The organism is Sphingobium sp. B2D3C (assembly GCF_025961835.1).
In the GTDB taxonomy this organism is placed as follows: Bacteria; Pseudomonadota; Alphaproteobacteria; order Sphingomonadales; family Sphingomonadaceae; genus Sphingobium.
In genome coordinates this window covers 283,227-307,899 of sequence record NZ_JAOQOK010000001.1, presented here as the reverse complement: position 1 = coordinate 307,899, position 24,673 = coordinate 283,227, and the positions used below count along the sequence as shown (strand labels likewise).

Here is a 24,673-nt window from a genome sequence, read left to right as displayed (position 1 = left end):
CCGACCGATCAAACCGGCATCTGCGCGTGATCGCCGGCTTCCTGCGGATCGATGCGGCTGCCCGTCAGCAGCTTGAGACGGCCCTTGATGCCAAGATCGGCCGTCCAGATCTCAATGTCGCCAAGGTCCATCCGCAGCACCAGCAGCTTGGGGTCGTCGCGCCCGTCGAACCACGCTTCGACCGGATTGCTCCAGAAGCGGTCGATCAATCCCTCATCGGTTTCCTCGACAAGCTCACCTGAAACGCAGGCGAACACATCATGCCCCTTGGACATGAACTGCGCCATGGCCGGCCCGCCGGACGCAAGGCGATTGTCGCGCTCGGTAAAGAACCAGACCGCACCGCCATAAGCCGGGCCGAGATCCTTATCCAGGCAGGCATGCATGGGCAGCGCGTGCTCGTCGCTGCCATTGCGGCGGACCATCAGCACAGGGCTGGCGGCCAGCGCCTTCCAGAAATCATCCTTGATATCGTGAGACATGAGTGACTCTCCTTTCCTCCGCTCAACGAGCCGCTGAGGGGAAAGGTTGCAGCGCTGCCCTTCGGGGCGGCGCCGTCACTCATGCTGATAAGCTGCGCCTTATTGCGCAGACGCAACCACGCGCGCGAACTGGCCGTCACCCTCGGGCGCGGCAATGATGTCCTGCGTCACACGGCCCTTTTCGAGCACTTCCGTCTTCGGGTCGCCAACGACCGAGCGGATGCCGACCTCGGCCAGCGAGCGGCCGGCTTCGCGCAGCGCCGAGGTCTCAGCGCCGCTGCGCGCAGCGGTACCGCCGAACATCGCCTCGAGCGCCTGCTGGTTGAGATTCTGCTGGCTGGCCGCTGTACCGGGCGCCGGGGGCGAGAGCGAGAAGTCCGGCGGAATGACCAGCGGCGGCTGGCGAGAAACAGCCATTTCGTCCGGCCGGTCACGGTTGAACAGGCTCGTGCCTCCGCAGGCGGACAGCAGGGTCAGGCCGGCGAGCACAACCGGAAGACGATAAGACAGACGCATGTTAACGGGACTCCTTCGCTGCGGTCTTTTCGCGCAGCAGCAGCGCGCGTGCAAGCAGGATGACGACGCCGATACTGATTGCGGCATCGGCAAGGTTGAAAATGAGGAACGGCCGCCATTCGCCAATGTGGAAATCGGCATAGTCGATGACGTAGCCCAGGCGCACCCGGTCGATGATGTTGCCGATGGCGCCGCCCAGCACCAGGCCGAGCGCCAGCGCATCGTCGCGCTCCTTCTCGCGCCAGATCCACCAGAGCACGAAGGCGGAGACAGCTATGGTCATGGCGACCAGCGCCCAGCGCATCACATCCGTCTCGGCGTGGAAAAAGCCCATCGAAATGCCGCGATTCTCGGCATAGGTCAGCTTGAAGAACGGAATCAGCTCGATGCCGACAAGGCCGCGCTCGTGCAGTTCCAGCACCTGCGTGACGAAAAATTTGACGAGCTGGTCGAGCGCCGTGACCCCGAGCGCAAGCGCCACCGCCGCCTTGCGCCAAGCCCCGGCAAGCGCCGCGGTCATGCCAGCACCTCCGCGCAACGCCCGCACAGGTCGCCATCCGCGTCCACCTCGGGCAGATGGCGCCAGCAGCGGCCGCATTTGTGCTTGTCCGTCGCGGTGATCGCCGGGGCGGCCAGATCGGCATCCTGCGTCACGCTGGCCACGATGCACATCTCCGCAAAATCCACGTCCTCGGGCACATCGGCCATCCGCACATCCGCCGCGAGGCTGGAGCGCACGACCTTCTCGCGCCGCAGCGGCTCAATGGCTTCGTTCACCTGATCGCGCGATGAACGGATTGCCGCCCAGCGCACGCCGAGCGACGGATCGCGCCAGAGCCGATCCACCTCGGGCCATTCGAGCAGATGCACCGAGCCATCCTCGCTTGGATAGCGCGCCTGCCAGACTTCCTCGGCGGTGAAGGGGATGATCGGCGCGGCATAGCGCACCAGCGCGTGGAAGAGATGGTCCAGCACGGTGCGATAAGCGCGGCGCTTGTCCGTCTCCGCGCCCGTCGCCGGGTTCACATCGCAATAGAGGCAATCCTTGCGGATATCGAAGAAGAAGGCCGAGAGATCGTTGTTGGCGAAGTCGTTGAGCGCGCGGGTGTAGCGGCCGAACTCCAGCCAGATGTCCCGTTCCTCGCCCTTGTCGACCACCGCGCGCAGCTCCGCATCCAGCTCGGCGAGGCGATGGAGCATGTAGCGCTCCAGCTCCGGCATGGCGGAGACCGCCACCCGATCCGCCGCCTCGAAGCCGGCGAGAGCGCCCAGCAGATAGCGGAAGGTGTTGCGCAGCTTGCGATAGGCATCGGATGCACCAGCCAGCACTTCCTTGCCGATGCGCACATCGTCAAAATAATCGGTGGAGGCCGCCCACATGCGCAAGATGTCCGCGCCGCTCTCGTCCATCACCTTGAGCGGATCGACCGTGTTGCCCAGGCTCTTGGACATCTTGCGGCCCTGCCCGTCCAGCGCGAAGCCGTGGGTGAGCACCGCGCCATAAGGCGCATGACCACGTGTGCCGCAGCTCTCCAGCAGCGAGGACTGGAACCAGCCGCGATGCTGGTCCGAGCCTTCGAGATACAGGTCGGCGCGGGCACCCTCGCCATAGCGCGCCTCGACCACGAAGGCGTGAGTCGAGCCGCTGTCGAACCACACGTCGAGAATGTCGTTCACGACCTCATAGTCCGCCAGCGCATAGTCCGGGCCGAGCAGCGCCTGATGATCCGCGCCGAACCAGGCATCCGCCCCGCCCTGCTTGAACGCCTCGACAATGCGGGCATTGACGGCGGGATCGTTGAGATACTGGCCGGTCTGGCGGTTCACATAGAGCGCAATGGGCACGCCCCAGGCGCGCTGGCGCGAGATCACCCAGTCCGGGCGGTCGCTGACCATGGCGTGGATGCGGTTGCGTGAGCGGGCCGGCACCCAGCGCGTCGCCTCGATGGCATCGAGCGCCACTTCGCGCAGCGTCGGGCCGTTGCTGAGCGGCGCAGCGGCGTTGACGCCCAGCGCGATGCCCGCACCAATGCCAGCGAGCGGCGCGATCTCGACGTCGGACGTTGTGCTCGCCTTGTCCATCGGAATGAACCACTGCGGCGTGCAGCGATAGATGATCCGCGCCTTGGAGCGCCAGCTATGCGGGTAGCTATGCTGGAAATCACCGGCGGACAGCAGCGCCCCGGCCTCGCGCAGATCGGTCAGGATGGGGCCATCGGGACCGTTGAACTTCGTATTGATGACACTGCCCTGCCCACCGAGCCACGCCCAGTCGTCACGGTAGCGGCCATCATCGGTGACGGCGAACACGGGATCGATGCCGACCGCCTTGCAGGCAACGAAATCTTCCTCGCCATGATCAGGCGCCATGTGAACGAGGCCGGTGCCGGCATCGGTGGTAACATGATCGGCGGCAATGAACGGGCGGGGACGGTCGAAGAAACCGATCTTGCCACTTCCAGCACCCCCGTCACCCCGGACTTGATCCGGGGTCCAGCTGCCTTCGGCGCCGGTTGAAGAAGAAGCGGGATCCCCGCTTTCGCGGGGATGACGAAGGAGATTGGCCATCGGGTGGCGCGCGATGGCGCCGGCGAGCTGCGAGCCTTTTCCGCTCCAGACAATATCGTGGGAGGTCAAGCCGATCCGTGCCGCGACCTGCTCGATCAAAAGCGTCGCAACAAGAAGATGGGAAACGCGGCCCCAATGTGATCCGAGCACAGGATCGACCCGGTTTATGTGGAGCATCGAGTACTCAATATCCTCCCCATAAGCGATCGCCTGGTTCACAGGGATCGTCCACGGAGTCGTGGTCCAGATCACCGCATGCGCGCCGACCAGATCGGGCGCATTCGGCGCCTCGACAATCTCGAACGCCAGATCGATCTGCGTCGAGGTGACATCCTCATATTCCACCTCCGCCTCGGCCAGCGCGGTCTTTTCGACCGGGGACCACATCACCGGCTTGGCGCCGCGATAGAGCTGGCCGCTCTCGGCGAACTTCAAAAGCTCGCCGACAATCGCCGCCTCGGCCTCGAACTTCATGGTGAGATAGGGGTCTTCCCAATCGCCCATGATGCCGAGGCGCTTGAACTGCTCCTTCTGCACGCCCACCCACTTGTCCGCATAAGCGCGGCACTGGGCGCGGAATTCCTGCGGGGGAACCTCGTCCTTGTTCAGCTTCTTCTTGCGATATTCCTCCTCGATCTTCCACTCGATGGGGAGACCGTGGCAATCCCAGCCGGGCACATAGGGCGCATCCTTGCCGAGCAGGCTCTGGCTGCGCACGATGATATCCTTCAACACCTTGTTCATCGCATGGCCCATGTGAATGTCCCCATTCGCATAAGGCGGGCCATCATGGAGGATGAAGCGGGTGCGGCCCTTCCGCTCCGCGCGCAGCTTGCCGTAAAGATCCTGCGCCTGCCAGCGCGCGAGGATGCCCGGCTCCTTCTGGGCGAGACCGGCCTTCATCGGAAAGTCGGTCTGCGGCAGGAAGACGGTGCTCTTGAAGTCTTCGCTCTTCTGGCTTGGCTGGTCAGTCATGGGCTTCCGGCAATCGCTATGGCGTCCGCATCGGGCGAGGCGCGGCGTCCGCCCCTGGCTGCCCTGCGCAGACGAACAGGAAATCAGCGCCCGCCCCTACGCGAGGGCGCGCGCGGGCGCAAGCGACGGGCGGCTCCACCGGCGCCAGCAAGGGCACATCGCGCCGCCCGCCGTGGAACTACACGCCGGGCCGGACGTTCCTTTGAGCAGCATCTGGGATGCGCGCGCGGGACACAGCCTGGGAGATCGCTGTCGTCCAGCCGTTTAAAAAGACCGGGAGGGTTGCATGTCGCTTCTCAACATCATCATCATCTTGATCGTCGTCGGCGTGTTGCTGTGGCTCATCAACACGTACATTCCGATGGACGGCAAGATCAAAAGCATCCTCAACATCGTCGTGGTGATCGCGGTGGTGCTCTGGCTGCTGCAGGCCTTTGGCGTGCTCGGCTCGCTTGGCGGCGTCCACGTCAACTAGCTGACGTCGATCAGCCCTATCAAATCCCCATTTCAGCGGCGCGCAAGTCCGCCGCGCAATAATCGAACGAGGTTATCCATGAAACTTCCCGCCACTCTCGCCAGCCTGGCCCTCATCTCGCTGCCCATCGCAGCGTGCAGTGAGAAGGCGCAGCAGGAAACCAGCGAAGCGGCCGACGCCGTCGGCAACGATGTCGAGCACGCCGGTGACCATGCCGCGCAGGAATCTCGCGAGGCGAGCCGCGAGGCGGGCGCCGCCGCAGACCGCATCGGCGACGACATCCAGCAGGGCGCGCGCGAAGCCGGCGCAGCGGCGGACCGGGTCGGCGATGACATCAGCCGTGGCGCGGACGCCGCTGCCGACCGCACCGGCGCCGCGCTGGAAAACACCGGACGCGCAATTCGCGACTGAATCTGAGGGGTAGCGCCTCCCGGCGCTGCTCCCCGCACGTCACAGAAGGGCGGCTCGGTTTACGGGCCGCCCTTTTTGCGTCTGGGCAGCACAGCCCACATTCTCATGCTTTATCAAGATGATCGACGCGCTCTTAGAAGATCGCTTGTCACGCGATCCATAATTCCGTACATCAGGAATTAACGGTCACTGAGAGCCGTCTTGGGAGAGTGAACATGAGAGCTTTGTTGTTGTGCACCGTCGCGTGCGCCGCCTTCACCCCAACCGCCGTCGCCGCACAGGGCGCCGCGGTTTCGCTGGCCGATACGACTAATGATGGCGGCCTGGTCGACATCATCGTCACCGCCCAGCGCGTGGAAGAGAACAGCCAGCGCACCCCCCTCGCCGTCGATGTGATTCGGCCCGAGGAACTGACCCGCCAGAATGTGGTGCGCGCGGAAGATCTCTCCCGCATCTCCCCGTCCCTCTCCGCATCCGGCGGTGGCGGGCCGACGACGGTGTTCTTCGTGCGCGGCGTGGGCAACTCCACCGTCAACGCCTATTCGGACCCGGCGATCTCGTTCAACTATGACGGCGTCTACATCGGTCGCCCCACCTCGACCTCCGGCGTGTTCTACGATCTGCAGCGTGTCGAAGTGCTCAAGGGACCGCAGGGCACGCTCTATGGGCGCAACGCGACCGCAGGCGCCATCAACGTCATCCCCAATCGCCCGAAGCTGGGCGAGACATCCGGCAGCGCGACCCTGGGTTATGGCAATTATAACTGGTTCACCGGCCAGGCGGCGCTCAACGTGCCGCTCGGTGACACGGTGGCGCTGCGTGCCGCCGGCACGTTCTCGCACCGCGATGCCTTCCAGACCGATGGCACCGGCAACCAGCGCGAGCATGGCGGTCGCCTGCAGATCTATGCCGAGCCGACGCCGGATCTCTCGCTTCGTGTCGCTGCCGATTATGCCCACCAGGGCGGCGCGAGCAGCAGCGGCTATTATCTGGGCGCGGTCAACCCGACCTTCGGCCCGAACGGCCCCTCGGGCTACCAGTTCGTGCCCAGCAACTTCTCGACCCAACAGGGCCTGCTCGATCCGGCGTCCAACGCCTATCTGGCGCCGCGCTTCTTCACGCAGGTCGGCCGGGCAGGTGCGGTCGTGGATGGCGTGCCGTTCAACGACAATGACTATTGGGGCATAACCGCCGAGCTGAACTACACCACGCCCGCCGGCACGCTGACGGTCCAGCCCGCCTACCGCGAGGCGGATCTCGAATATGCCTTCAACGGCGTGTTCCGCCAGGGCTACACCAAGGAGAAGGACAAGCAGACCAGCGTCGAAGCGCGCTGGGCCGGCGACTTCGGCCCCTCGGTCGATTATCTGATCGGCGCGATGTATTTCGATGAGGAAATCGCGGCGGTGGCCCGGTACAACCAGCAGAGCCTCTCGCCCTACCAGAACTTCCGGACGAAAACGGAAAGTTGGGCCGGCTTCGGCAAGCTCACTGTGCGCCCCGTCGAGCAACTGAGCCTCACGGCCGGCGCGCGTTACACCTCGGACAAGAAGCGGTTCGACGGCACCTCGAACGTGTACATCCTGTTCTGCGGCAATCCCGCGCCGCCGCAGGATGTTTGCCCGACGTTGCCGTTCATCCCGTTGGCAGAGACGGAAGCCGATTTGCAGGCCTTCTACGCCCAGCGCGGCATCCCGATCACGCCGGTCCCGCTCTTCGCTCTGCCGCCGATCGCCGGCGGTTCTCAGACCGCACCTTTTGTCCTGCGCTCTCAAATCCCGATCAATTCCGGCCTAACCAACAACAAGTTCACTTATCGCTTGGCTGCGCAATATGATTTCTCGCCGCGCAATATGGTCTACGCCAGCTTCGAGACGGGCTACCATGCCGGCGGCTTCAACTTCGCACGCGGCCTTGAAACCTATCGGCCGGAAACGATCGACGCCTATACCATCGGCACCAAAAACCGGTTCCTCGACAATCGCCTGCAGGTGAACCTCGAGGGCTTCCTGTGGAAGTACAAGGACCAGCAGTTCAGCCAGTTCGGCTATGATCTCGGCACGCCGCCTTCGACCGTATTCCTGACGCGCAACATCGGCAACAGCACGATCAAGGGGCTGGATCTCGACGTGGAGTTCATGGCCACGCCGAACACCCTGCTCTCGGCGAATGTGCAGTATCTCGACACGAAATATGACAGCTTCGTCTACTTCGCGCCGAATCAGGGCCTGCCGGCCAACACCACCTGCGCCTCGACGCCAGAGTTGCAGGTCACGCCCGGTGGCACGATCAGCGTGTTCCGTATCGACTGCTCGGGCAACCAGGCGTTCAACTCGCCGAAATGGTCGTTCAATCTCGACGCGCAGCAAACCATTCCGCTCGGCACATACAAGGCTGTGCTGCAGGGCGGGACGCGCTATCGTGGATCGAGCTATTCTACGGCGGACTATTTGCCCTATCTCCGGTCGGAAGCGGCGTTTGTGAGCTATGCGTCGCTGACGCTCGCAACGGAGGATGACCGGTTCTTCGTCACGGCGTACATCAACAATATCGAGAATAATCAGCGCCTCATCACCGGCAACATCACATCGGCCTCGCTGGTCACGGCCAGCGCAGAACAGCCCCGGACCTACGGTCTGCGTATCGGCGGCAAGTTCTGAGCAAGGTCAGGCTCATCCAGGGAGTTATGCATGGTTAGCGTTACCGATCTTCATTATGTCGCCATGGCCGTGCCGGACCTTGCCAAGGAACGCGAGTTCTACGGCAAGACCTGGGGGCTGATTGAGGTCGCGGAGCAGGACGGCCGCGTCTACTTCGCCGCCGAAGGCATGCCCCACCCCTATGTGATCGTGCTGCGGGAAGACGCGGAGAAGAAGACCGATCTTGTCGGCTTCTCCGCCGCCTCCAGGGAGGACGTGCTGGCGATCTTCGAACAGGTGAAGGCAGCCGGCGCGAAGATCATCAGCGAACCCGCCCCGGCCAGCGGCCCGGCCGGGGGCTTCGCCTTCCGCTTCTTCGATCCTGACGGGCGGGCGATGGAGGTGATCTGCGACAGCACCCCGCGTGAGTTCCGCAAGCTCGACAAGGGCGAGGCCATCCCCATCGGCATCAGCCATGTGGTGTTCCACTCGCCTGACCATGTCGCGCTCGCAGACTTCTACCAGAAGGCGCTGGGCTTCCGCCTGTCCGACTGGATCGGCAAGTTCATGGTCTTCCTGCGCTGCAACTCGGCGCACCACCGCCTCGCGATCCTCCCCGGACCGCCGGCACTCAACCACATCGCGTTCGACGTGAGTTCGGTGGACGAGCTGATGCGCGGCCTCGCGCGGATGCACGAAAGCGGCATCAAGCTGAGCTGGGGGCCGGGCCGGCACACTGCGGGCAACAACACCTTCAGCTACTTCGTCACGCCCAACGGCAATGCCGTCGAGTACACTTCCGACCTTGAGGAAGTGGACGAGGACAGCTGGCAGGTCACGCATTATGAGCCGGGGCCAAACACCATCGATCAATGGGGCACCGGTCGCATCATCACCGGCAATGTGCCCCATGCCGAAATGCAGCCCGACAAGGGCCTGTGGCAGGTTCCGGCCTAAGAAAGGCGCTTACAGCATGATCCGTACAGCATTGGTCGTCGGCGGCGGCGTCGGTGGCATGAGCGCGAGCCTGTCGCTCGCCAAACGCGGCGTCGCCGTGGAAATGATCGATATCGACCCGCAATGGCGCGCTTATGGCGCTGGCATCAGCGTCACCGGCCTGTCCTTACGGGCGTTCGATGACCTCGGCATTCTGGATGAAATCCGCGAGCAGGGCTTTGTCGGCACCGGCTTTCGCCTGCGCACGCCGGACGGCGCGGTGGTGATGGAAACGCCGCGCCATGCCGGGCTCGCTCCCATCGATTCGAGCGGCGGCATCATGCGCCCCGTGCTTCATGCCATCTTGCAGAAGCATGTTCGCAAGGCCGACGTCACCGTGACGCTGGGCGTCGAGCCGCGCGGCTTTAGGGAAAGCGGCGACGGGGTGACCGTCGCCCTGTCCGACGGCACAGAGCGCACGATCGATCTGGTCGTCGCGGCCGATGGCATCCAGTCCAAGACGCGCAAGACCCTGTTCCCCGATGCCCCGGCTCCGCAGTTCACCGGGCAGGGCTGCTGGCGCATCGTCGCCGACCGCCCCGAGGGTCTGGACGGCGCCGAAATGTATATCGGCGGCCCGGTCAAGCTCGGCCTCAATCCGATCTCGCAGGACAAGCTCTACGCATTCATCCTCGAGCATGTGCCCGACAACCCCTGGTATGCCGATGAGGACATGCTGCCACGCGTCGCCGAGCTGCTCGCGCCCTATGGCGGCGACATCGTCAAGATCCGGGAAAGCCTCGGCCAAGACTCGCTGGTCAATTACCGCCCGCTCGAATGGCAACTCCTGCCCCTGCCCTGGCACAAGGGGCGCGTGGTGGTGATCGGCGATGCCGCCCATGCGACCACGCCGCATATGGCCTCGGGCGCCGGCCTCGCTGCCGAGGATGGCCTCGTACTCGCCGATGAGCTGGCGAAGACCGACGATGTCGAAGCCGCACTGACCGCCTTTGGCGTGCGCCGGTTCGAGCGCGCCCGCATGGTCGTGGAAAACTCGGTGCGGATCGGCGAAATCGAGATGGCCGGCGGCAATCAGGTAGATGCCAACAAGATGCTCGGCGGAACGATGCAGAAACTCAAGGAGCCCTATTGATGACTGTTGGTTTGGCGACAGTGGGCACGGCTGCCGTGCTCGTCCGCGACGATCGCTTCGTCCCGCTGGCCCATTGGGGCGAGCAGCGCGACCTGCCCGGCCTTCTGGCGGCGTGGGACGAGATCCTGCCGCAGATCGAGCGCTGGGCCGCTGACGAGGCGGCCTTTGCCGGCGCGCAGAGCTTTGCCGAGGCGGATGTGCGGGCGCCCTATCGCCCCGGGCAGGTGTTCTGCACCGGCGCCAACTACAAGAAGCATGTCGTCGGCCTGGTCATGGGCGACCCCTCGATGCGCACGGCCGATGCCGAGGCGATGAGCGACGACGAGCGCCGCCGCAAGGTCGAGGAGATGATGGACGCCCGCGCGCAGGCGGAACCCTATTGCTTCATCAAGCTGCCCTCCTGCGTGGTCGGTCCGCGCGATGCCGTGGTGCTGCCGCGCAACGTCATAAAGCCGGACTGGGAGCTGGAACTGGGCGTGGTGATCGGCAAGCCGGCCCGCCATGTCTCCGCCGCGCAGGCCATGGACCATGTCGCCGGCTTCGTGGTGGTCAACGACGTCACCGCGCGCGAGCAGATTTTTCGCCGCGATGCCGGCGGGCTGGGCGCCGACTGGCTCTCGGGCAAATGCTTCCCGACCTTCCTGCCCTTCGGCCCGATGATCGTGCCCCGGCAGTATGTCGCCGATCCCTATGATCTGACGATCACCCTGTCGGTCAACGGCAAGGTCTATCAGAACGAGTCGACACGCGACATGATGGTCAGCATCGAGCGGCAGATCGCCTATCTCTCCGATCGCGTGGAGTTGATGCCGGGCGACGTGATCTGCACCGGCTCGCCTTATGGCAATGGCTCCGCCTTTGGCGTGTTTCTGCAGCCGGACGACGAGATGGAAGGCATGATCACTGGCCTCGGCACCCAGCGCAACCGCTGCGTGGCGGAAGGCGCCAGCTAGGTGCGGGGCCGCAGGCCGTTCATCAGCAGGTCGACGACGAATTCCTCATATCGGCTGATCAGCTCCTCGGCAGCGATATCTGCCGGGAAGAGCTGCCTGACCACGGGCTCGGCAGTCGCAAAGAAGTCGAACAGTCCGAGGACCGCGACGTGAAGCAGGGCAGGATCGACGTCCCTGATCGAACTGGAGTCCCGCGCGAGCACTTCGCCCAGCCAGGCGACAGCCTCGCGGTTCATCTCGCCGAGGCGCTCGCCCACGTCGGACGATTTCGCGTCCGCCAGCTCGTCGACCATCAGCCGGTGGATATGGCGGTTGGAGCGGGTGAACCGCGCCGTGCGGCGAATATTATCTTCCACCACTTCATGCGCCGGGCGCGGATCGCGGGCGCTATAGGGCACCCGGTCCATCATCGAAGTCGCAACCGCCAGCAGCAGGTTGCTGCGGTCCTTGAAGTAATAGCGCACCAGCGCCGGGTCCACGCCCGCTTCCCGCGCGATCATGGCAATCGAGATGCGCTCGGGCGGATGCTCCTTCACAAGGCGTTCCGCCGTTTGCAGTACGACCTCGCGCCCAACCCCATTTTCGGCCGGCCGGCCCTGCCCCCGTTTGCGCGGTTTTTTCGCTTCACCCATGATGCTACGCTTGGCGCGAAAAATATATTCCTGCAAATAGGAATTGCTGGACCGCGCGCAATCGCTAAGCTTTGACGGATATCGACAGGAGAGCAGGATGGCCAACTGGCCTTTCACCCAAGGCATTCATGACATTGGCAATGGCCTCTATGGCTATGTCCAGCCGGACGGCACATGGGGCTGGTCCAATGCGGGCCTGATCGCCAGCGACGGCGAGACACTGCTGGTCGATACGCTGATGAGCGTGCCGCTGACGCGCGAGATGCTGGACCGGTTCAAGGCCAAGGTGCCGGAAGCCGCGAAGATCGACCGGCTGGTCAACACCCATGCCAACCCTGATCATTTCTTCGGCAATGGCCTGGTGGCGGATGCGGAGATCATCGGCACCAACGAAGCCAAGAAGGAAATGGCCGGCTTCAACCCAAAGATGCTCGCCAACCTGAAGAACGTCTACACCGAGATGGGCGATACCGGCGCGTTTCTTTATGAAACGATGGGTCGCAAGTTCGATTTCTCCGGCGTGGATGAGTTGACGCTGCCCAACCGCACGTTCGACGGGCGGCTCGATCTCAATGTCGGCTCGAAGGCGGTCTCGCTGATCGACCTGGGCCCGGCACACACGGATTCCGACACGATCGTGTGGGTGCCTCAGGATCGTGTGGTGTTCACCGGCGACCTGCTGTTTAACGAGGGGCATCCGATCATGTGGGCCGGTCCGGTCGAAAACTGGATTGCCGCCTGCCAATATATCGTCGATCTCGATCCGCAGGTGGTGGTGCCCGGCCACGGCCCGATCACGGACACGACAGCCGTCCGCAACATGCAGGCTTATTTCGAATATGTCCGCGATGAATCGCGCGAGCGGTTCGAGGCTGGCCTTTCCTATGAGGAAGCCGCGCGCGACATCAACATGCAGGAGTTCCGCGGCTGGAGCGACCCCGAGCGGATCGTCGCCAACGTCTTCTCGCTCTACAAGCAATGGGGGGCGCAGTTCACGCCGGAGCAGCAGCGCGATCTGTTCGGCGCGATGGGCCGCTACCATCATGAAATGCAAAGCCATGCAGAAGGGTGCGACCATGCCCATTGAGATCAACGCGACGCACGACCCGCAGCGCAAGAGCTGGGTCGAAAGCGCAAACGCGGCGGACAGCGATTTCCCGATCCAGAATTTGCCCTTTGGCCTGTTCCGTCACCGGGGGGTGACGCGCGGCGGTGTGGCGCTGGGTGCGTACATCATCGATGTACCCCAGCTCCACGCCGCCGCCCTGCTGGATGGCGACGCGGCGGAGGCTGCGGCGGCCATGGCCGGCCCATCGCTCGCGCCCCTTCTGGCCGCCAGCCCGGCATCAGTCAGCGCCCTGCGCGCCCGCCTCTCCGACCTGTTCCGCGCCGATGGGCCGGGCGACCGGCAGCAACTCCAGACCATGCTGGTGCCGATGGCCGAGGCGGAGCTGCTGATGCCGCTCAAGCCCACGGCCTTCACGGATTTCTGCACATCCTACGATCATATCGCGCGGATGGCGCAGAAGGCGCCGCCGCTGGCCGCGCTCTCGCTGCCGGTTGCCTATAACGGACGCGCCAGCTCCGTGCGCGAAGATGGCACGCCGGTCGTCCGACCGCAGGGCCAGTTCGAAGCCCCGCCCGGCAGCGGCAACGTCCAGTTCGCGCCGGAGCCGATGCTCGACTTCGAGCTGGAGTTCGGCGTGTGGCTGCGCGGCGGCAATCCGCTCGGGCAGCGCATTAGTGTGGCGCAGGCGGAAGACCTCATGTTCGGCTGCTGTCTCGTCAACGACTGGTCAGCGCGCGGAATCCAGTTCTTCGAATCCATTCTGGGGCCGCATCTGGGCAAGAGCTTCCTCACCACGATCAGCCCGTGGATCGTGACGATGGAAGCGCTCGCGCCCTTCCGCGTGGCCGCGCGCGGTCGGCCGGGCGACGAGCCGGCGGTCGCCGCCCATCTGCTCGATGCGCAGGATCGCGCGGCAGGCGGCATCAACATCGAACTCACCGCCGACTTCGCCAATGCGGCAGGATCGAGCGCCCGCATCGTGCGCAGCAATCTCGCCGAACTCTATTGGACGCTGGCACAGATGGTCGCGCATCAGGCCTCCAACGGGGCACCGCTGGAAGCGGGCGACCTGATCGCGACCGGCACCGTCTCGGGCGCCGCGCAGGAAGCACGCGGCTGCCTCGCCGAGATCGTGCTGCGCGATGGCGAGACCATCGACCTGCCCGACGGCACGACCCGCCGCTGGCTGGAGGATGGCGACACCCTCACCCTCAAAGGCCGCGCAATGGCGGAGGGCTATGTGCCCATCGGCTTCGGCCCGTGCAGCGGCACCATCCACCCGGCAGGAGCAAAGGCATGACCATCACCACCTGTGGCGACCGCCAGCCGATCAAGGTCGCCGCGCGCGGCAAGCATCTGGTGGTGGACATCCATTGCCACCTCGGCATTCCCGCTGCCGACGCCATCGTGCAGGCGCGCCACCCCGGCCCGCCGCCCGGCATCAACGATTTCACCAGTGCCAAGACGAGCGAGGTCAACCGCGCCCAGTTCGCGACGATGGGCCGCACCCTCAACACGCTCGACCGGCGGCTGGCCGATATGGACCGGCTCGGAATCGACGTGCAGGCAATCAGCCCCAGCCCCGGCCAGTATTTCTATTATGCCGATGCCGATGTCGCACGGGAAGCGGCGCGCACCGTCAACGACGGCATGGCGGCCGCGGTCGCACAGCACCCTGACAGGCTGGTCGGCATGGGCACGGTGCCGCTGCAGGATGTCGGCCTTGCCGTCGAAGAAATGCGCCGCTGCGTGCGCGATCTGGATCTGCGCGGCATCGAGATCAGCTCCAACGTCAACGGCCGCGACTTTCATGCCGAGGAGTTTCGGCCGTTCTTCGCGGCCGCCGAAGAACTGGGCATCCTGCTCTTCATCCACCCGCTGGGCTTCACCCATGCCAACCGGATGAGCGAATATTATTTCAACAACCTCATCGGCAATCCGCTCGAATCGACGCTGGCCGTGGGTCATCTGATCTTCGGTGGCGTGCTGGATCGCTACCCCGGCCTGCGCATCTGCGTGGCCCATGGCGGCGGCTATATGCCCGGCTATTGGGGCCGGATGGACCATGGCTGGCGCGCGCGTGGCGATTGCAGCGAGCATTGCCAGCACGAGCCCTCCAGCTATCTGCGCAAGCTGTGGCTGGATACGCTGGTGTTCGATCAGGACCAGCTCGACAGCCTCGTGCGCACTCATGGCGCGGACAAGCTGTGCCTGGGGACCGACTATCCCTTCGACATGTCCGAGCCCGATCCGGTGGGCTTCCATGCCCGCCTGAGCGACGAGGAGCAGCGCAAGATCCTCGGCCTCAACGCCGCTGAACTGCTTGGACTGGAGACTGCCGACAAGAGCTGACCCAGCCACACACGACCACCACCACCAAGGCCGCCGCACGAAGCAGACCTCCCATAAGAGGCAGGGCCGATCAGGAGAGAAGACGGTGACGAAGACGCAGCACGGCGGGGCCTGGGTGCCCGGCTATACTCTGTTCCTGCTCTTCGTGAGCAATGTGTTCAATTATGCCGACCGGGCCTTGCTCGGCATCGTCGTCGATCCGGTGAAGGCCGATCTGCAGCTGAGCGACACGGCGATGAGCCTTGTGTCCGGCACGGCCTTCGTGCTGTTCAACCTGATCGTGGGCATCTTCATCGCCCGCTGGGTGGACCATGGCAATCGCAAGAAAATCTTGCTGCTCGGCGTCGCCATCTGGTCCGGCGCCACGGCGCTGACCGGCCTTGCCGAAGGCTTTGTGTCGCTGGCGCTCACCCGGGTTCTGGTCGGTGTCGGCGAGGCCACGGCCTTTCCGGTCGCCATCTCCGTCATTGCCGACCTGTATCCCAAGGATCGGCGGCCGCGCGCGCTGGGCATCTATCAGTCGAGCGCCTTCGTCGGCATCGTCGGCGGGTCGATCGCGGCGGGGATATTGGCCGCGATATTCGGCTGGCGGACGATGTTCTTCATCTGCGGCGGCGCGGGCCTCGCCTTCGTGCTGCTGCTCGCGCTGACCATGAAGGAACCACAGCGTGGCGTGCATGACGAGCCGGACGCGGCGGATATGGGCATGCGCAACCTCCCCCAATCCATCCGCTTCCTGCTCAACGTGCCAGGCTTCCGCATGCTCGCGGTCGGCATGGGGATCTCGGCGATGGGCGCGGGCGTGCTGCCGGTCTGGGCGCCGGCGTTCCTGCTGCGCAGCCATGGCGTCAGCCTTGCCGAGGTGGGCGCCCTGATTGCGCCTTCCGTCGGCCTTGGCGGCATTGCCGGCGCCATTGCATCGGGTTTCATGGCCAGCTACTTCACCAAGCGAAACGGGCGGGAAATCGATAGCCTCATGGTGCCCCTGATTGCGCTTCCGCTCTCCATCCCCTTCTTCATCGCCTTCTGCTTCGCGCCGTCTCTGGCCCTGACGCTGGGCGCGGCGGCGATCATGAACTTCCTGCTCTCCAGCGGCATCACCCCCTGCTTCTCCGCCGCCATGGGGCTGGCCACGCCGCAGACCCGCGCGGTGGCGTCGATGTTGCTGCTGGCCTCCTCCGGGATCATCGGCTCGGCGCTGGCGCCGCTCGTGGTCGGCGCGGCCAGTGATGCGCTGACGCCGCAGTTCGGCACCGAATCGCTGCGCTATGCCATGTCTGCCGTGACGGTGGCTCCGCTGCTGGGCTGCGCCTTCCTCTGGCTCGCTTATCGCCGCGCCCGCGCGACGGCCATGGCTGAGACCGCCACCGCGTGAGCACGCCAGCATCCCCGTCCGAGTTCCGCCATGGCTGGCCGGTGGTCCTCGCCGCCGCTTGCGGCTCGGGACTGGGGATTGCCGGATTGCTGACCTACTCGGCGGGCATCTTTGCGAAAGACCTTGAGAGCGCGATCGGCCTCAGCCGCACGACGCTGGGCGCAGCCTTCTTCCTGGCGACGGTAGCGCTTGCCGTCGCCCTGCCCATCGCCGGCTGGCTGATCGACCGCGTCGGCCCGCGCTGGCCTGCCGTCGCCGGCTCTCTGGCGCTGAGCGGCGGATTCGCGCTGCTCGGGGCCGTCGTCCATTCGGTCGCCGGCTATATGAGCGTGATGGCAGGTATAGGCCTGCTGGCCGCCTGTTCGTCACCCGTTGCCTACACGCGCGCGGTCAATGCCGTCTTCGATCGGGCCCGCGGACTGGCGCTCGGCCTCACGCAGGTGGGCATCGGCATTTCCGCTGCCGTGGTGCCGCCTGTTCTGGCCATCATTGTGGCAGAGCGGGGTTGGCAGGCCGGCTATTTGGCGCTCGCCGCCATTGCCGCGATGGGCGTCATCCCGGCGCTCAGCCTGCCCTACCTCCGCAGCCCCCGGACGCCCGATCGCGCAGGCGGCATGGCCCGCGCCCAGATGCGCTCGCCCCTCTACCTGCTGGTGCTGGCATCCTTCGGCATGATGGCGCTCTCCTTTGCCGGCTTGCTGCCCCATTTCGTCCCGATGCTGCGGGAATCCGGCCTGGATGCCCGCACCGCCGGATCGCTGGCGGGGCTCATCGGCGGCTCCGTGATCGTCAGCCGGATCGTTGTCGGCTGGCTGGCAGATCGGGTGCCGGCGCCACGCATTGCCGCGGCCTGCTGCGCTTTGTGCGCGCTGGGATGCATCGCGCTGGCGACCGGCGGCGCGACACTCGCCTGGGTCGGCGCCATCGCGCTGGGTACAGCCATGGGCGCGGAAGCCGACCTCATCGGCTATCTCACCGCCCGCTACTTTGGCATCACCCATTATGGCGCGCTGTACGCCGTGCAATATGCCAGCTTCATGCTGCTGGCGGGGCTTGGCCCACTCTGGGTCGGCGCGCTGGCCGACGCCACCGGCGGATATAATGCCCCGCTCTGGGTGGCCGCTGCCGGCCTTGGCGTTTCCATCTTGCTGTTCCTGCGCTTGCCCAACCCACAGACGAGCCGCTAGAGCCAGCGACAAGGCAAGTCGCAACCAAACGACCGCCGCGACCACTCACCCGAGGTCGAAACGGCTTTGATCCGGCGCATGGCCGGGCCAGACTGACCGTCACCCCAAAACCGGAGGCCTGCGCCCGATGCCTTTCTGCCCGCCATCTGCTCCCTTCGCCCGTCCTGTCGCGCTGGCGCTGACGCTCGGGCTCACGCTCGGCGCCTTCGCGTCGACCGCCTCCGCAAAGGAAAAGGAACCGCGCCGCGTGCGCATCGCCATCGGGCCGGAAATCCAGCCCAGCTTTCCGGGTGCGGACAGCCTGTCCGTCCGGCCCTTTCTGGAAGGCGACATTGCGCGCGGCGATGAACCTTTCGAGTTCGAGGCGCCGGACGAGAGCTTCGGCATCCCGGTCGTGAGCGTCGGCGGTTTCGAGGTCGGCCCGTCCATGGCCGTGGAAGGCAAGCGAAAGGCGGACGAGGTTCCCGGCTTCGTCAAGGTCAATCGCTCGCTGGAACTCGGCGGGTTCGTGCAGATGTTTCTCGCCCCTTCCTTCCGCCTGCGCGCCGATCTGCGCCAGGGCGTGACCGGCCATGAGGCGCTCGTCGGATCGGTCAGCGCCGACTGGATCATGCGCGACGGCGACCGTTGGCTGGTGTCGGTCGGCCCGCGCGTCACGCTGGGCAGCGGCAAGCACCAGCGCACATGGTTCGGCGTGTCGCCCGCGCAAGCCGCCGCCTCGGGCTTGCCGGTGTTCGAGGCGAAAGGCGGCGTTCAGTCCGTCGGTGCCGCTGCCGGCCTGATCCGCCAGCTCGATGCCCGCTGGAGCCTCCATGGCTATGCCCGTTACGACCGGCTAGTCGGCGATGCCGCCGATTCGCCGGTCGTCCGGGCCTATGGCGCACGCGACCAGTTTTCCGGCGGACTGGCGCTGGGCTACACCTTCTGGTGGGGCAAACGCTAAGCCGCGCGGGGCGCCCTATCGCCCCTCCAGCTGCGCGTAGGCCGGCGACCGGGTAAAAGCCTCCCAGCGCGTGCACCATTGGCGCACCGGCTTGGCATCCGGCCAGAAAGGCGTCCAGATCTCACCCGGCTCGGCGCCCAGGGCCTGGGCGACCTTCTGGCTCGGCACATTGTCATCGGCGATCATGTGCAGCGTCTCACTCTGGCCAAGGGCCTCGTGTGACCAGCGGAAGGCGGCGGCTGCCGCCTCCGCTGCATAGCCCTTGCCTTGTGCGGACGGAAAGATGCACCAGCCGATCTCGAACGCCGGCCAGCCGGGCGGGTTCATCGGCCCGACATGGCCGATGAATGCTCCGCTCGCTTTCTCTTCGACCGCGAAATTGCCATAGCCGCGCGCGACCCAATGGCCGGCAAGACTGCAGAAGCGCTGCCAGCTTTCGCCATAGCTAAGGCCGCGCCCTTCCTTGGTGATGAACCGCGCGAAGTCATCGTCCGCCATGGCCGCGCACAAGGGCTCGGCATCAGACGCACGGAACGCCCGCACGATCAGCCTGGGCGTTTCGATAGTCGGTGCGCGGTCGATGGTCGGGGCAGTGCTGTTCTGTTGGGTCATCCGTGGCCTCTCCTTGTCAGCGCAAGTCTTGCCGGAGACCTGCGCGGTGACAAGGCATGATTAGGCCCCGAGGATGATCCGCGCCCGCACGACGTCGGCGCTCATCTGCTCGACCAGCGCATCCAGGCTGTCGAACTTGCGCTCGCCCCGCAGCCGTTCGATGAGGGCGATCTCCAGCGTCTGGCCGTAAAGGCTGCCGGAGAAATCGAACAAATAGGTCTCCAGCAGCTCGCGCGGCGGCACGAAGGTCGGGCGGATGCCGAGATTGGCGGCGCCGCAGACGATTCGGCCATCGGGCAATCGCGCGCGCACGGCATAGATGCCGTAAGCCGGGCGCAGATAATGGCCCATCTCCATATTGGCGGTCGGGAAGCCGATGGTGCGGCCGCGCTTGTCTCCATCGATGACTTCACCGGCAATCGCGAAAGGCCGGGTGAGGAGGCCCGTCGCCGTGGCGCAATCGCCGGCCAGCAAGGCCTCGCGCACGCGGCTGGAGGAGATGATCTCGCCCTGCTCGTCGCGCACCGGCGCCACGGCCTCGGCGGCCAGGCCGTGCACCGCGCCAAGCGTGCGCAGAGCCGCGACAGTGCCCGAGCGCCCGCGCCCGAAGGTGAAGTCCTCGCCGGTCACCACCCCCGCCGCGCCAAGTTCCGTCGCCAGCATGGCCACGAAGTCCTCCGCGCTGTGCGAGGCCAGCTCAGCCGTGAAGTGGAAGACCAGCATGGCATCCGCGCCCGCCTCGCCGAACAGGCGCTCGCGCTGATCGAGCGTGGTCAGGCGGAAGAAGGGCGCATCCGGACGGAAGAGGCGCATGGGATGCGGATCGAAGGTCGCGACAATGGCCGGACGGCCCTGCGCATGGGCCAGCTCCACGGCCCGGCCGACCACGGCCTGGTGGCCGCGGTGAAAACCGTCGAAATTGCCGAGGGCAATGATGGCACCGCGCAAATGTGCCGGTATCGGCTGATCGCTGCTGATCCGTTCCATGGCGGGCGCCTATAGGGGGAGCGACGCGCGGGCGCCAGCCCCGATGGCGGCTCGCATGCGCACCGCGATCAGGCTCCGCGCCGCAGGAATGTGCGGTAGCTGAAGGCAGCGACTGCGCCCTCCGCCGGGTGATCCTCGCGCATCGTCTCTTCCCACCGAGCGGGATCGGGCGCATCGATGCGCGCATCGCCGGGCGGCGAGAGATGTACCTGCGTGATCTCCAGCCGGTCGGCCAGCGGTTCGAACAGCCGATAGACTTCCGCACCGCCAATCACCGACAGCACCGGCGCCTGCGCGGCGGCAAGGGCTTCATCGACGCTGTGGACCACCTCTGCGCCGTCCGCCTGCCACGTGCGGTCGCGGGTCAGCACGATGTGGCGGCGGCCCGGCAGCAGCCCGGGCAGGCTGTCGAAGGTCTTGCGGCCCATCAGCATTGGCGTGCCCATGGTCATGGCCTTGAAGCGCTTGAGATCGCCGGGAATCCGCCAGGGAATGTCGCCCTCGCTGCCAATCACGCCATTGTCGGCGCGGGCGAGCAGCAGCACGATCTCTGGACGCGCGTCCATCGTCATGCCGCGCTATCGCTTGTCTGCACGCGCGTCACATGGCCCATTTTGCGGCCGGGGCGTGCTTCGTTCTTGCCGTAGAGATGGAGATGCGCGGTCTCGTCAGCGAGAATCGCCTGCCACTCGTTGGCCTCGTCCCCGATCAGGTTCTGCATGGAGACGGCCGGCGCGGCGAGCGCCGTCGATCCGAGCGGCAGGCCGCAGACGGCGCGGACGTGATTCTCGAACTGGCTGGTGACAGCGCCCTCAATGGTCCAGTGCCCGCTATTGTGGACACGCGGCGCCATCTCGTTGAAGATCGGCCCGGCGGCCCCGGCAAAGAACTCCAGCGTAAGCACGCCAACATATTCCAGAGCCTGAGCGACGCGCGCGGCAATGGCCCGCGCTTCGGGCACCTGCGCCAGCACGACCGCCGGAGCCGGCAGCGTGGATGTCGCGAGAATGCCGTCGACATGCACATTATGCGGCGAATCCCAGAAGCGCACGGTGCCATCCTGTCCGCGCACGAGCACCACCGAAAACTCGTGGTCGAAGGTGACGAACCCTTCCAGCACCGCCGGATTGCAGCCGATTGCGTTCCAGGCGCTGTCCAGTGTCTCGGGCGCCGCATTCATCAGGCGGACCTGGCCCTTTCCGTCATAGCCAAAGCGCGTCGTCTTGAGGATGGCGGGCGCGCCGATCCGCGCGATTGCATCCTGCAGCACCGCGCCACTGGAGACGGGCGCATAGGGCGCCGTCCGTCCGCCAAGGCCGGCGACGAAGCTCTTTTCCAGCAACCTGTCCTGCGCGACCGCCAGTGCGCGGGCATTGGGCCGGACGTGCCCGAGCTTGGCGAGCAAGGCGACGGCGTTGCTCGGCACATTCTCGAATTCATAGGTGATGATATCGACCGCGTCTGCAAAGGCCGTGAGCGCGGCATCGTCCTCATAGGGCGCCTGCGTCCACGCACTTGCAATGTCCGACGCGGGGCCGCTCTCTTCGGGCGCGAAAATATGGACCCGATAGCCAAGCTGGATCGCGGCCATGCCGATCATCCGGCCAAGCTGGCCGCCGCCGACGATGCCGATGGTCGACCCGGGCGCAATCGTCATGGGGGAGGTCATTGCGGGCTGCCTGCCACCGAATCCGTTTGCGCCGCGCGCCATGCATCCAGTCGATCGGCGAGCGCCGCGTCGCTGTTCGCTAATATTGCAGCTGCGAGCAGACCCGCGTTCTTGGCGCCTGCTTTGCCGATGGCCAGCGTACCGACCGGGATGCCCCCCGGCATCTGCACGATCGAAAGCAGGCTATCGAGGCCGGAGAGGGTCGCCGACTGCACCGGAACCCCTAGCACCGGCACGCGAGTCATGGCCGCGACCATCCCCGGCAAATGGGCCGCTCCGCCGGCTCCGGCGATGATGACGTGCAGACCTCGGCCGGCTGCCGTCTTGGCATAATCGACGAGTCGATCCGGTGTGCGGTGAGCCGAAACAATCCGCGTTTCACATTCAATTTCAAGGTCTTGCAGAACATCGACGGCATGGCGCATCGTGTCCCAGTCGGACTGCGAGCCCATGATCACACCGATTTTCGCCATTCTTTGCCGCCCCGTCCTCGTGCTGCCTGGCGTCAACGGGAACGCCGGCCGGAAACTTCTCTTTAAGTCTCAGCCCATAGACACCAGCGCCATGGCGCACAACCGGTCAAAACGCTCTGATCATACGGCGGAACGCGGGTTCCGCAGTGCACAAAGGCAAAGCTTGGAACTATACCCAGCTCACAGGGTTACATGCTGCGGTCGCGCACAGGAGATAGAGCTTTGATGGAAGCCACTGCGCGGACGGTCGCACTCGATCTTCCCGCACCTGACATTTCAGCGCTTGAGCAGGAGTTGGATATACTCCGCCGGGAGCTGTCCCTTCTTAAAACCGCCAACAAGGAACTTGAACGACTCGTCATTCGCGATACGCTCACCCCGCTCTACAATCGGCGGCATTTCATGAACTGCCTTCGGGATCGGTTGGACCGGCTCGAACGGCATGAAGGCAAATGCGCACTGGTGTTCATCGATGTGAACTCGATGAAGCGGATCAACGATCGCTTTGGCCATGGCGCCGGCGATGCCGCTCTGGTGCATATGGCGCGCCTTCTCGCGAATGGACTGCGGTCCACCGACGTCGCGGCCCGCATGGGCGGCGATGAGTTCGCGTTGTTGCTGGACGATCTTGACCCTGAGGCCGTGGAGGAAACCACCCGGCGGCTCCAGCGCATGATCGCGGAATCGGCCTGCTTGCACGAGGGCGTGATGCTGCCGCTGTCTATTTCCGTCGGCTGGACGGCCCTCGAACAAGGTGACACGGAGTTTTCCGCCCTTACTCGCGCGGATATGGCGATGTATGCTGCCAAAAGACCCGGCAGCACCTTTGCCGAGGCAGCAGAATAAGGAGCAGGTCATGGCCCACGCGGTTCAGGACAATGCCGAGCGCAACCGATACGAGATCATAGTGGACGGCGAGATCGCTTTCGCTACCTATGAGCGCGATGGCGACACGCTGGCGATCACGCACACCTTCACCCCACCGGCTTTGCGGGGGAAGGGCGTCGCGGCCGATCTGGTCGCCGGGCTGCTTGACGATGCGCGCGCACGCGGCCTCAAGATCCGGCCGGTGTGCAGCTACGTCGTCACCTATTTCGAGCGCCACCCCGATCAGCGCGACCTGCTCGCCGCCTGACGCGCGCGCCGTCCGCTCACGGTTAGGCTCCCTCTAGCTCGGCCTTCTCGCGGTCCATCATCGCCTGGAGGATACGCCGCCCCTGCACCGCCGTTCCGTCGCTTTTGAGCATCAGCTCGGGCGGGAGGACGTCCAGCGTGGAAATGATCTTCTCGATTTCCTCGGTCGCGAACTTGTCCTCATCCAGCACCGGCTCGAGACGGCGGCGAGCGTCGTCCACCCGCGCCTGTGACGGCGCGCTCATCGCAAAGAAGTAGTTGCAGCTGGTCTTCTTCGCCGGGGTGACGGCATGCCAGACCCGGCTGGTGTGGAGCACCTCGCCGGCCTTCTCATGACCCTGCGGATAGCGGGATTCACCAATCCCCGCGTGAAAGCCGGGGAAGAAGAAATCCATGCCGGAAATGCGATCGACCAGCCCGTCATGCACGCTGCGATCATGATAAGGCGGCATCGGCGTATCGCGCATGATCCGCCGGCTCGACAGGCGACGGTCATTGAGGTCGCGCACTTCGGGCGTCGCGGCATCATCGGGCGTGCCGATCGATGTAGCATGGAGATAGCCAAGATGGCTCAGGTCCAGCAGGTTATCGTTGAGCAGTTGATAGCGCCCATCGACATGCATGGAATAAAAGGCATCCGGGATCATGCCGGGAATGTTGAAACCGATCTCGTCCAGCGTCGGGATGAGCGACTCATCCGCCTTGTCGGGATCGCCAGGCCAGATCCACGCCCATAGCCCGCGCTCGACCAACGGGTAGCTCTTGATCCTGTAGACACCGGGAATGGTGCTCTGGCTCGGCACCATCGTGCAGGCCCCCGAAGAATCGAAGGTGATGCCGTGATAGCCGCACTGGATCGCATCGCCGACGCGCTTGCTCGCGCCCAGGGGATAATGCCGGTGCGGACAGCGCCCCTCCACCGCCACGGCCGTGCCATCTTCCTTGCGGTAGAGAACGACCGGCTCGTTGAGGATCCACCGGCTGAGCAAATCCTCGCCGATTTCGCGCACAAATGCGGCGACGTACCAGCCGTTGCGCGGCGCGTAGCTGCCAGGGGTGAAAGGATACATAGGGTCCGCTCCTAATCGAACATCGTTCGTTTAGCGATTGATGCTTTTTCACCGGCAAACTG

The 24,673-nt window shown here is 65.2% G+C and carries 25 protein-coding genes; 14 read left to right on the top strand and 11 right to left on the bottom strand.

The genetic code is table 11. From position 1 onward, the window contains the following. Nucleotides 1–8 precede the first annotated feature (8 nt). The 4 genes from M2339_RS01375 to ileS form a co-directional block, all read right to left on the bottom strand. Entirely contained in the window at nt 9–482 is a 474-nt protein-coding gene (locus M2339_RS01375) for a pyridoxamine 5'-phosphate oxidase family protein (protein ID WP_181560471.1), read from the bottom strand. 99 nt (nt 483–581) lie between these two features. Then, the gene (locus tag M2339_RS01370; protein ID WP_181560472.1) at nt 582–998 is read right to left on the bottom strand and encodes a DUF3035 domain-containing protein; all 417 of its coding nucleotides are present in this window, start codon (nt 996–998) and stop codon (nt 582–584) included. A gap of 1 nt (nt 999) precedes the next feature. Next, nucleotides 1,000–1,518 carry a signal peptidase II gene (lspA, locus tag M2339_RS01365; protein WP_264587747.1) on the bottom strand — a complete coding sequence of 173 codons (519 nt, stop codon included), beginning with the start codon at nt 1,516–1,518 and terminating at the stop codon, nt 1,000–1,002. Beyond that, entirely contained in the window at nt 1,515–4,541 is a 3,027-nt protein-coding gene (ileS, locus tag M2339_RS01360) for an isoleucine--tRNA ligase (RefSeq protein WP_264606126.1), read from the bottom strand. Before ileS ends, lspA begins: the two co-directional genes overlap by 4 nt. Before the next feature lie 286 nt (nt 4,542–4,827). Here ileS and M2339_RS01355 point away from each other — a divergent pair, with 286 nt between their 5' ends. The 6 genes from M2339_RS01355 (at nt 4,828) to M2339_RS01330 (ending at nt 11,108) form a co-directional block, all read left to right on the top strand. Then, the gene (locus tag M2339_RS01355; protein WP_181560474.1) at nt 4,828–5,016 is read left to right on the top strand and encodes a Thivi_2564 family membrane protein; all 189 of its coding nucleotides are present in this window, start codon (nt 4,828–4,830) and stop codon (nt 5,014–5,016) included. A gap of 78 nt (nt 5,017–5,094) precedes the next feature. Beyond that, nucleotides 5,095–5,427 carry an entericidin EcnAB gene (locus M2339_RS01350; protein WP_181560475.1) on the top strand — a complete coding sequence of 111 codons (333 nt, stop codon included), beginning with the start codon at nt 5,095–5,097 and terminating at the stop codon, nt 5,425–5,427. A gap of 215 nt (nt 5,428–5,642) precedes the next feature. Continuing rightward, nucleotides 5,643–8,087 (top strand): TonB-dependent receptor, encoded by a 2,445-nt coding sequence (locus tag M2339_RS01345; protein WP_264587749.1) that lies wholly within the window; start codon nt 5,643–5,645, stop codon nt 8,085–8,087. 30 nt (nt 8,088–8,117) lie between these two features. Then, nucleotides 8,118–9,023 (top strand): VOC family protein, encoded by a 906-nt coding sequence (locus M2339_RS01340; protein ID WP_264587750.1) that lies wholly within the window; start codon nt 8,118–8,120, stop codon nt 9,021–9,023. A gap of 16 nt (nt 9,024–9,039) precedes the next feature. Then, nucleotides 9,040–10,155, top strand: coding sequence for an FAD-dependent oxidoreductase (locus M2339_RS01335; RefSeq protein WP_264587751.1), 1,116 nt, complete (start codon nt 9,040–9,042; stop codon nt 10,153–10,155). Continuing rightward, nucleotides 10,155–11,108: a fumarylacetoacetate hydrolase family protein gene (locus M2339_RS01330; protein WP_264587752.1), complete on the top strand. Its 954-nt coding sequence runs from the start codon at nt 10,155–10,157 to the stop codon at nt 11,106–11,108. Before M2339_RS01335 ends, M2339_RS01330 begins: the two co-directional genes overlap by 1 nt. Here the strand turns inward: M2339_RS01330 and M2339_RS01325 are convergent. Continuing rightward, a complete protein-coding gene (locus M2339_RS01325; RefSeq protein ID WP_264587753.1) occupies nt 11,105–11,740 on the bottom strand; it encodes a TetR/AcrR family transcriptional regulator in 636 nt (211 codons plus the stop codon). The genes M2339_RS01330 and M2339_RS01325 overlap by 4 nt on opposite strands. Before the next feature lie 97 nt (nt 11,741–11,837). Here M2339_RS01325 and M2339_RS01320 point away from each other — a divergent pair, with 97 nt between their 5' ends. The 6 genes from M2339_RS01320 (at nt 11,838) to M2339_RS01295 (ending at nt 18,666) form a co-directional block, all read left to right on the top strand. Then, the gene (locus M2339_RS01320; RefSeq protein WP_264587754.1) at nt 11,838–12,827 is read left to right on the top strand and encodes an MBL fold metallo-hydrolase; all 990 of its coding nucleotides are present in this window, start codon (nt 11,838–11,840) and stop codon (nt 12,825–12,827) included. Next, the gene (locus M2339_RS01315) at nt 12,799–14,109 is read left to right on the top strand and encodes a fumarylacetoacetate hydrolase family protein (protein WP_264587755.1); all 1,311 of its coding nucleotides are present in this window, start codon (nt 12,799–12,801) and stop codon (nt 14,107–14,109) included. The genes M2339_RS01320 and M2339_RS01315 overlap by 29 nt, the downstream gene beginning before the upstream one ends. Then, the gene (locus tag M2339_RS01310) at nt 14,106–15,161 is read left to right on the top strand and encodes an amidohydrolase family protein (protein ID WP_264606125.1); all 1,056 of its coding nucleotides are present in this window, start codon (nt 14,106–14,108) and stop codon (nt 15,159–15,161) included. Before M2339_RS01315 ends, M2339_RS01310 begins: the two co-directional genes overlap by 4 nt. A gap of 85 nt (nt 15,162–15,246) precedes the next feature. Continuing rightward, on the top strand, nt 15,247–16,536 hold the full coding sequence (locus M2339_RS01305) for a spinster family MFS transporter (RefSeq protein WP_264587757.1): 1,290 nt from the start codon (nt 15,247–15,249) through the stop codon (nt 16,534–16,536). Beyond that, nucleotides 16,533–17,723, top strand: a complete 1,191-nt coding sequence (locus tag M2339_RS01300; protein ID WP_264587758.1) for an MFS transporter — start codon at nt 16,533–16,535, stop codon at nt 17,721–17,723. Before M2339_RS01305 ends, M2339_RS01300 begins: the two co-directional genes overlap by 4 nt. A 127-nt stretch (nt 17,724–17,850) precedes the next feature. Then, nucleotides 17,851–18,666, top strand: coding sequence for a MipA/OmpV family protein (locus M2339_RS01295; protein ID WP_264587759.1), 816 nt, complete (start codon nt 17,851–17,853; stop codon nt 18,664–18,666). A gap of 15 nt (nt 18,667–18,681) precedes the next feature. On the opposite strand, the gene M2339_RS01290 is transcribed toward M2339_RS01295, so the two are convergent. From M2339_RS01290 to purE, 5 genes are all read right to left on the bottom strand, one after another. Continuing rightward, on the bottom strand, nt 18,682–19,278 hold the full coding sequence (locus tag M2339_RS01290) for a GNAT family N-acetyltransferase (RefSeq protein ID WP_264587760.1): 597 nt from the start codon (nt 19,276–19,278) through the stop codon (nt 18,682–18,684). A gap of 60 nt (nt 19,279–19,338) precedes the next feature. Further along, the gene (locus M2339_RS01285) at nt 19,339–20,265 is read right to left on the bottom strand and encodes a bifunctional riboflavin kinase/FAD synthetase (RefSeq protein ID WP_264587761.1); all 927 of its coding nucleotides are present in this window, start codon (nt 20,263–20,265) and stop codon (nt 19,339–19,341) included. 68 nt (nt 20,266–20,333) lie between these two features. Further along, nucleotides 20,334–20,831 carry a dihydrofolate reductase gene (locus tag M2339_RS01280; protein WP_264588388.1) on the bottom strand — a complete coding sequence of 166 codons (498 nt, stop codon included), beginning with the start codon at nt 20,829–20,831 and terminating at the stop codon, nt 20,334–20,336. A gap of 2 nt (nt 20,832–20,833) precedes the next feature. Beyond that, nucleotides 20,834–21,922 (bottom strand): 5-(carboxyamino)imidazole ribonucleotide synthase, encoded by a 1,089-nt coding sequence (locus tag M2339_RS01275; protein ID WP_264587762.1) that lies wholly within the window; start codon nt 21,920–21,922, stop codon nt 20,834–20,836. Between the two features lie 8 nt (nt 21,923–21,930). Next, entirely contained in the window at nt 21,931–22,407 is a 477-nt protein-coding gene (purE, locus tag M2339_RS01270; RefSeq protein ID WP_264586054.1) for a 5-(carboxyamino)imidazole ribonucleotide mutase, read from the bottom strand. 225 nt (nt 22,408–22,632) lie between these two features. On the opposite strand from purE, the gene M2339_RS01265 reads away from it, so the two are divergent. Both M2339_RS01265 and M2339_RS01260 read left to right on the top strand, forming a co-directional pair. Beyond that, nucleotides 22,633–23,253: a GGDEF domain-containing protein gene (locus M2339_RS01265; protein ID WP_264585657.1), complete on the top strand. Its 621-nt coding sequence runs from the start codon at nt 22,633–22,635 to the stop codon at nt 23,251–23,253. Nucleotides 23,254–23,263: 10 nt separating this feature from the next. Continuing rightward, nucleotides 23,264–23,542, top strand: a complete 279-nt coding sequence (locus M2339_RS01260; RefSeq protein WP_264573493.1) for a GNAT family N-acetyltransferase — start codon at nt 23,264–23,266, stop codon at nt 23,540–23,542. Between the two features lie 22 nt (nt 23,543–23,564). On the opposite strand, the gene M2339_RS01255 is transcribed toward M2339_RS01260, so the two are convergent. Beyond that, entirely contained in the window at nt 23,565–24,611 is a 1,047-nt protein-coding gene (locus M2339_RS01255; RefSeq protein ID WP_181560494.1) for an aromatic ring-hydroxylating dioxygenase subunit alpha, read from the bottom strand. Nucleotides 24,612–24,673 lie beyond the last annotated feature (62 nt).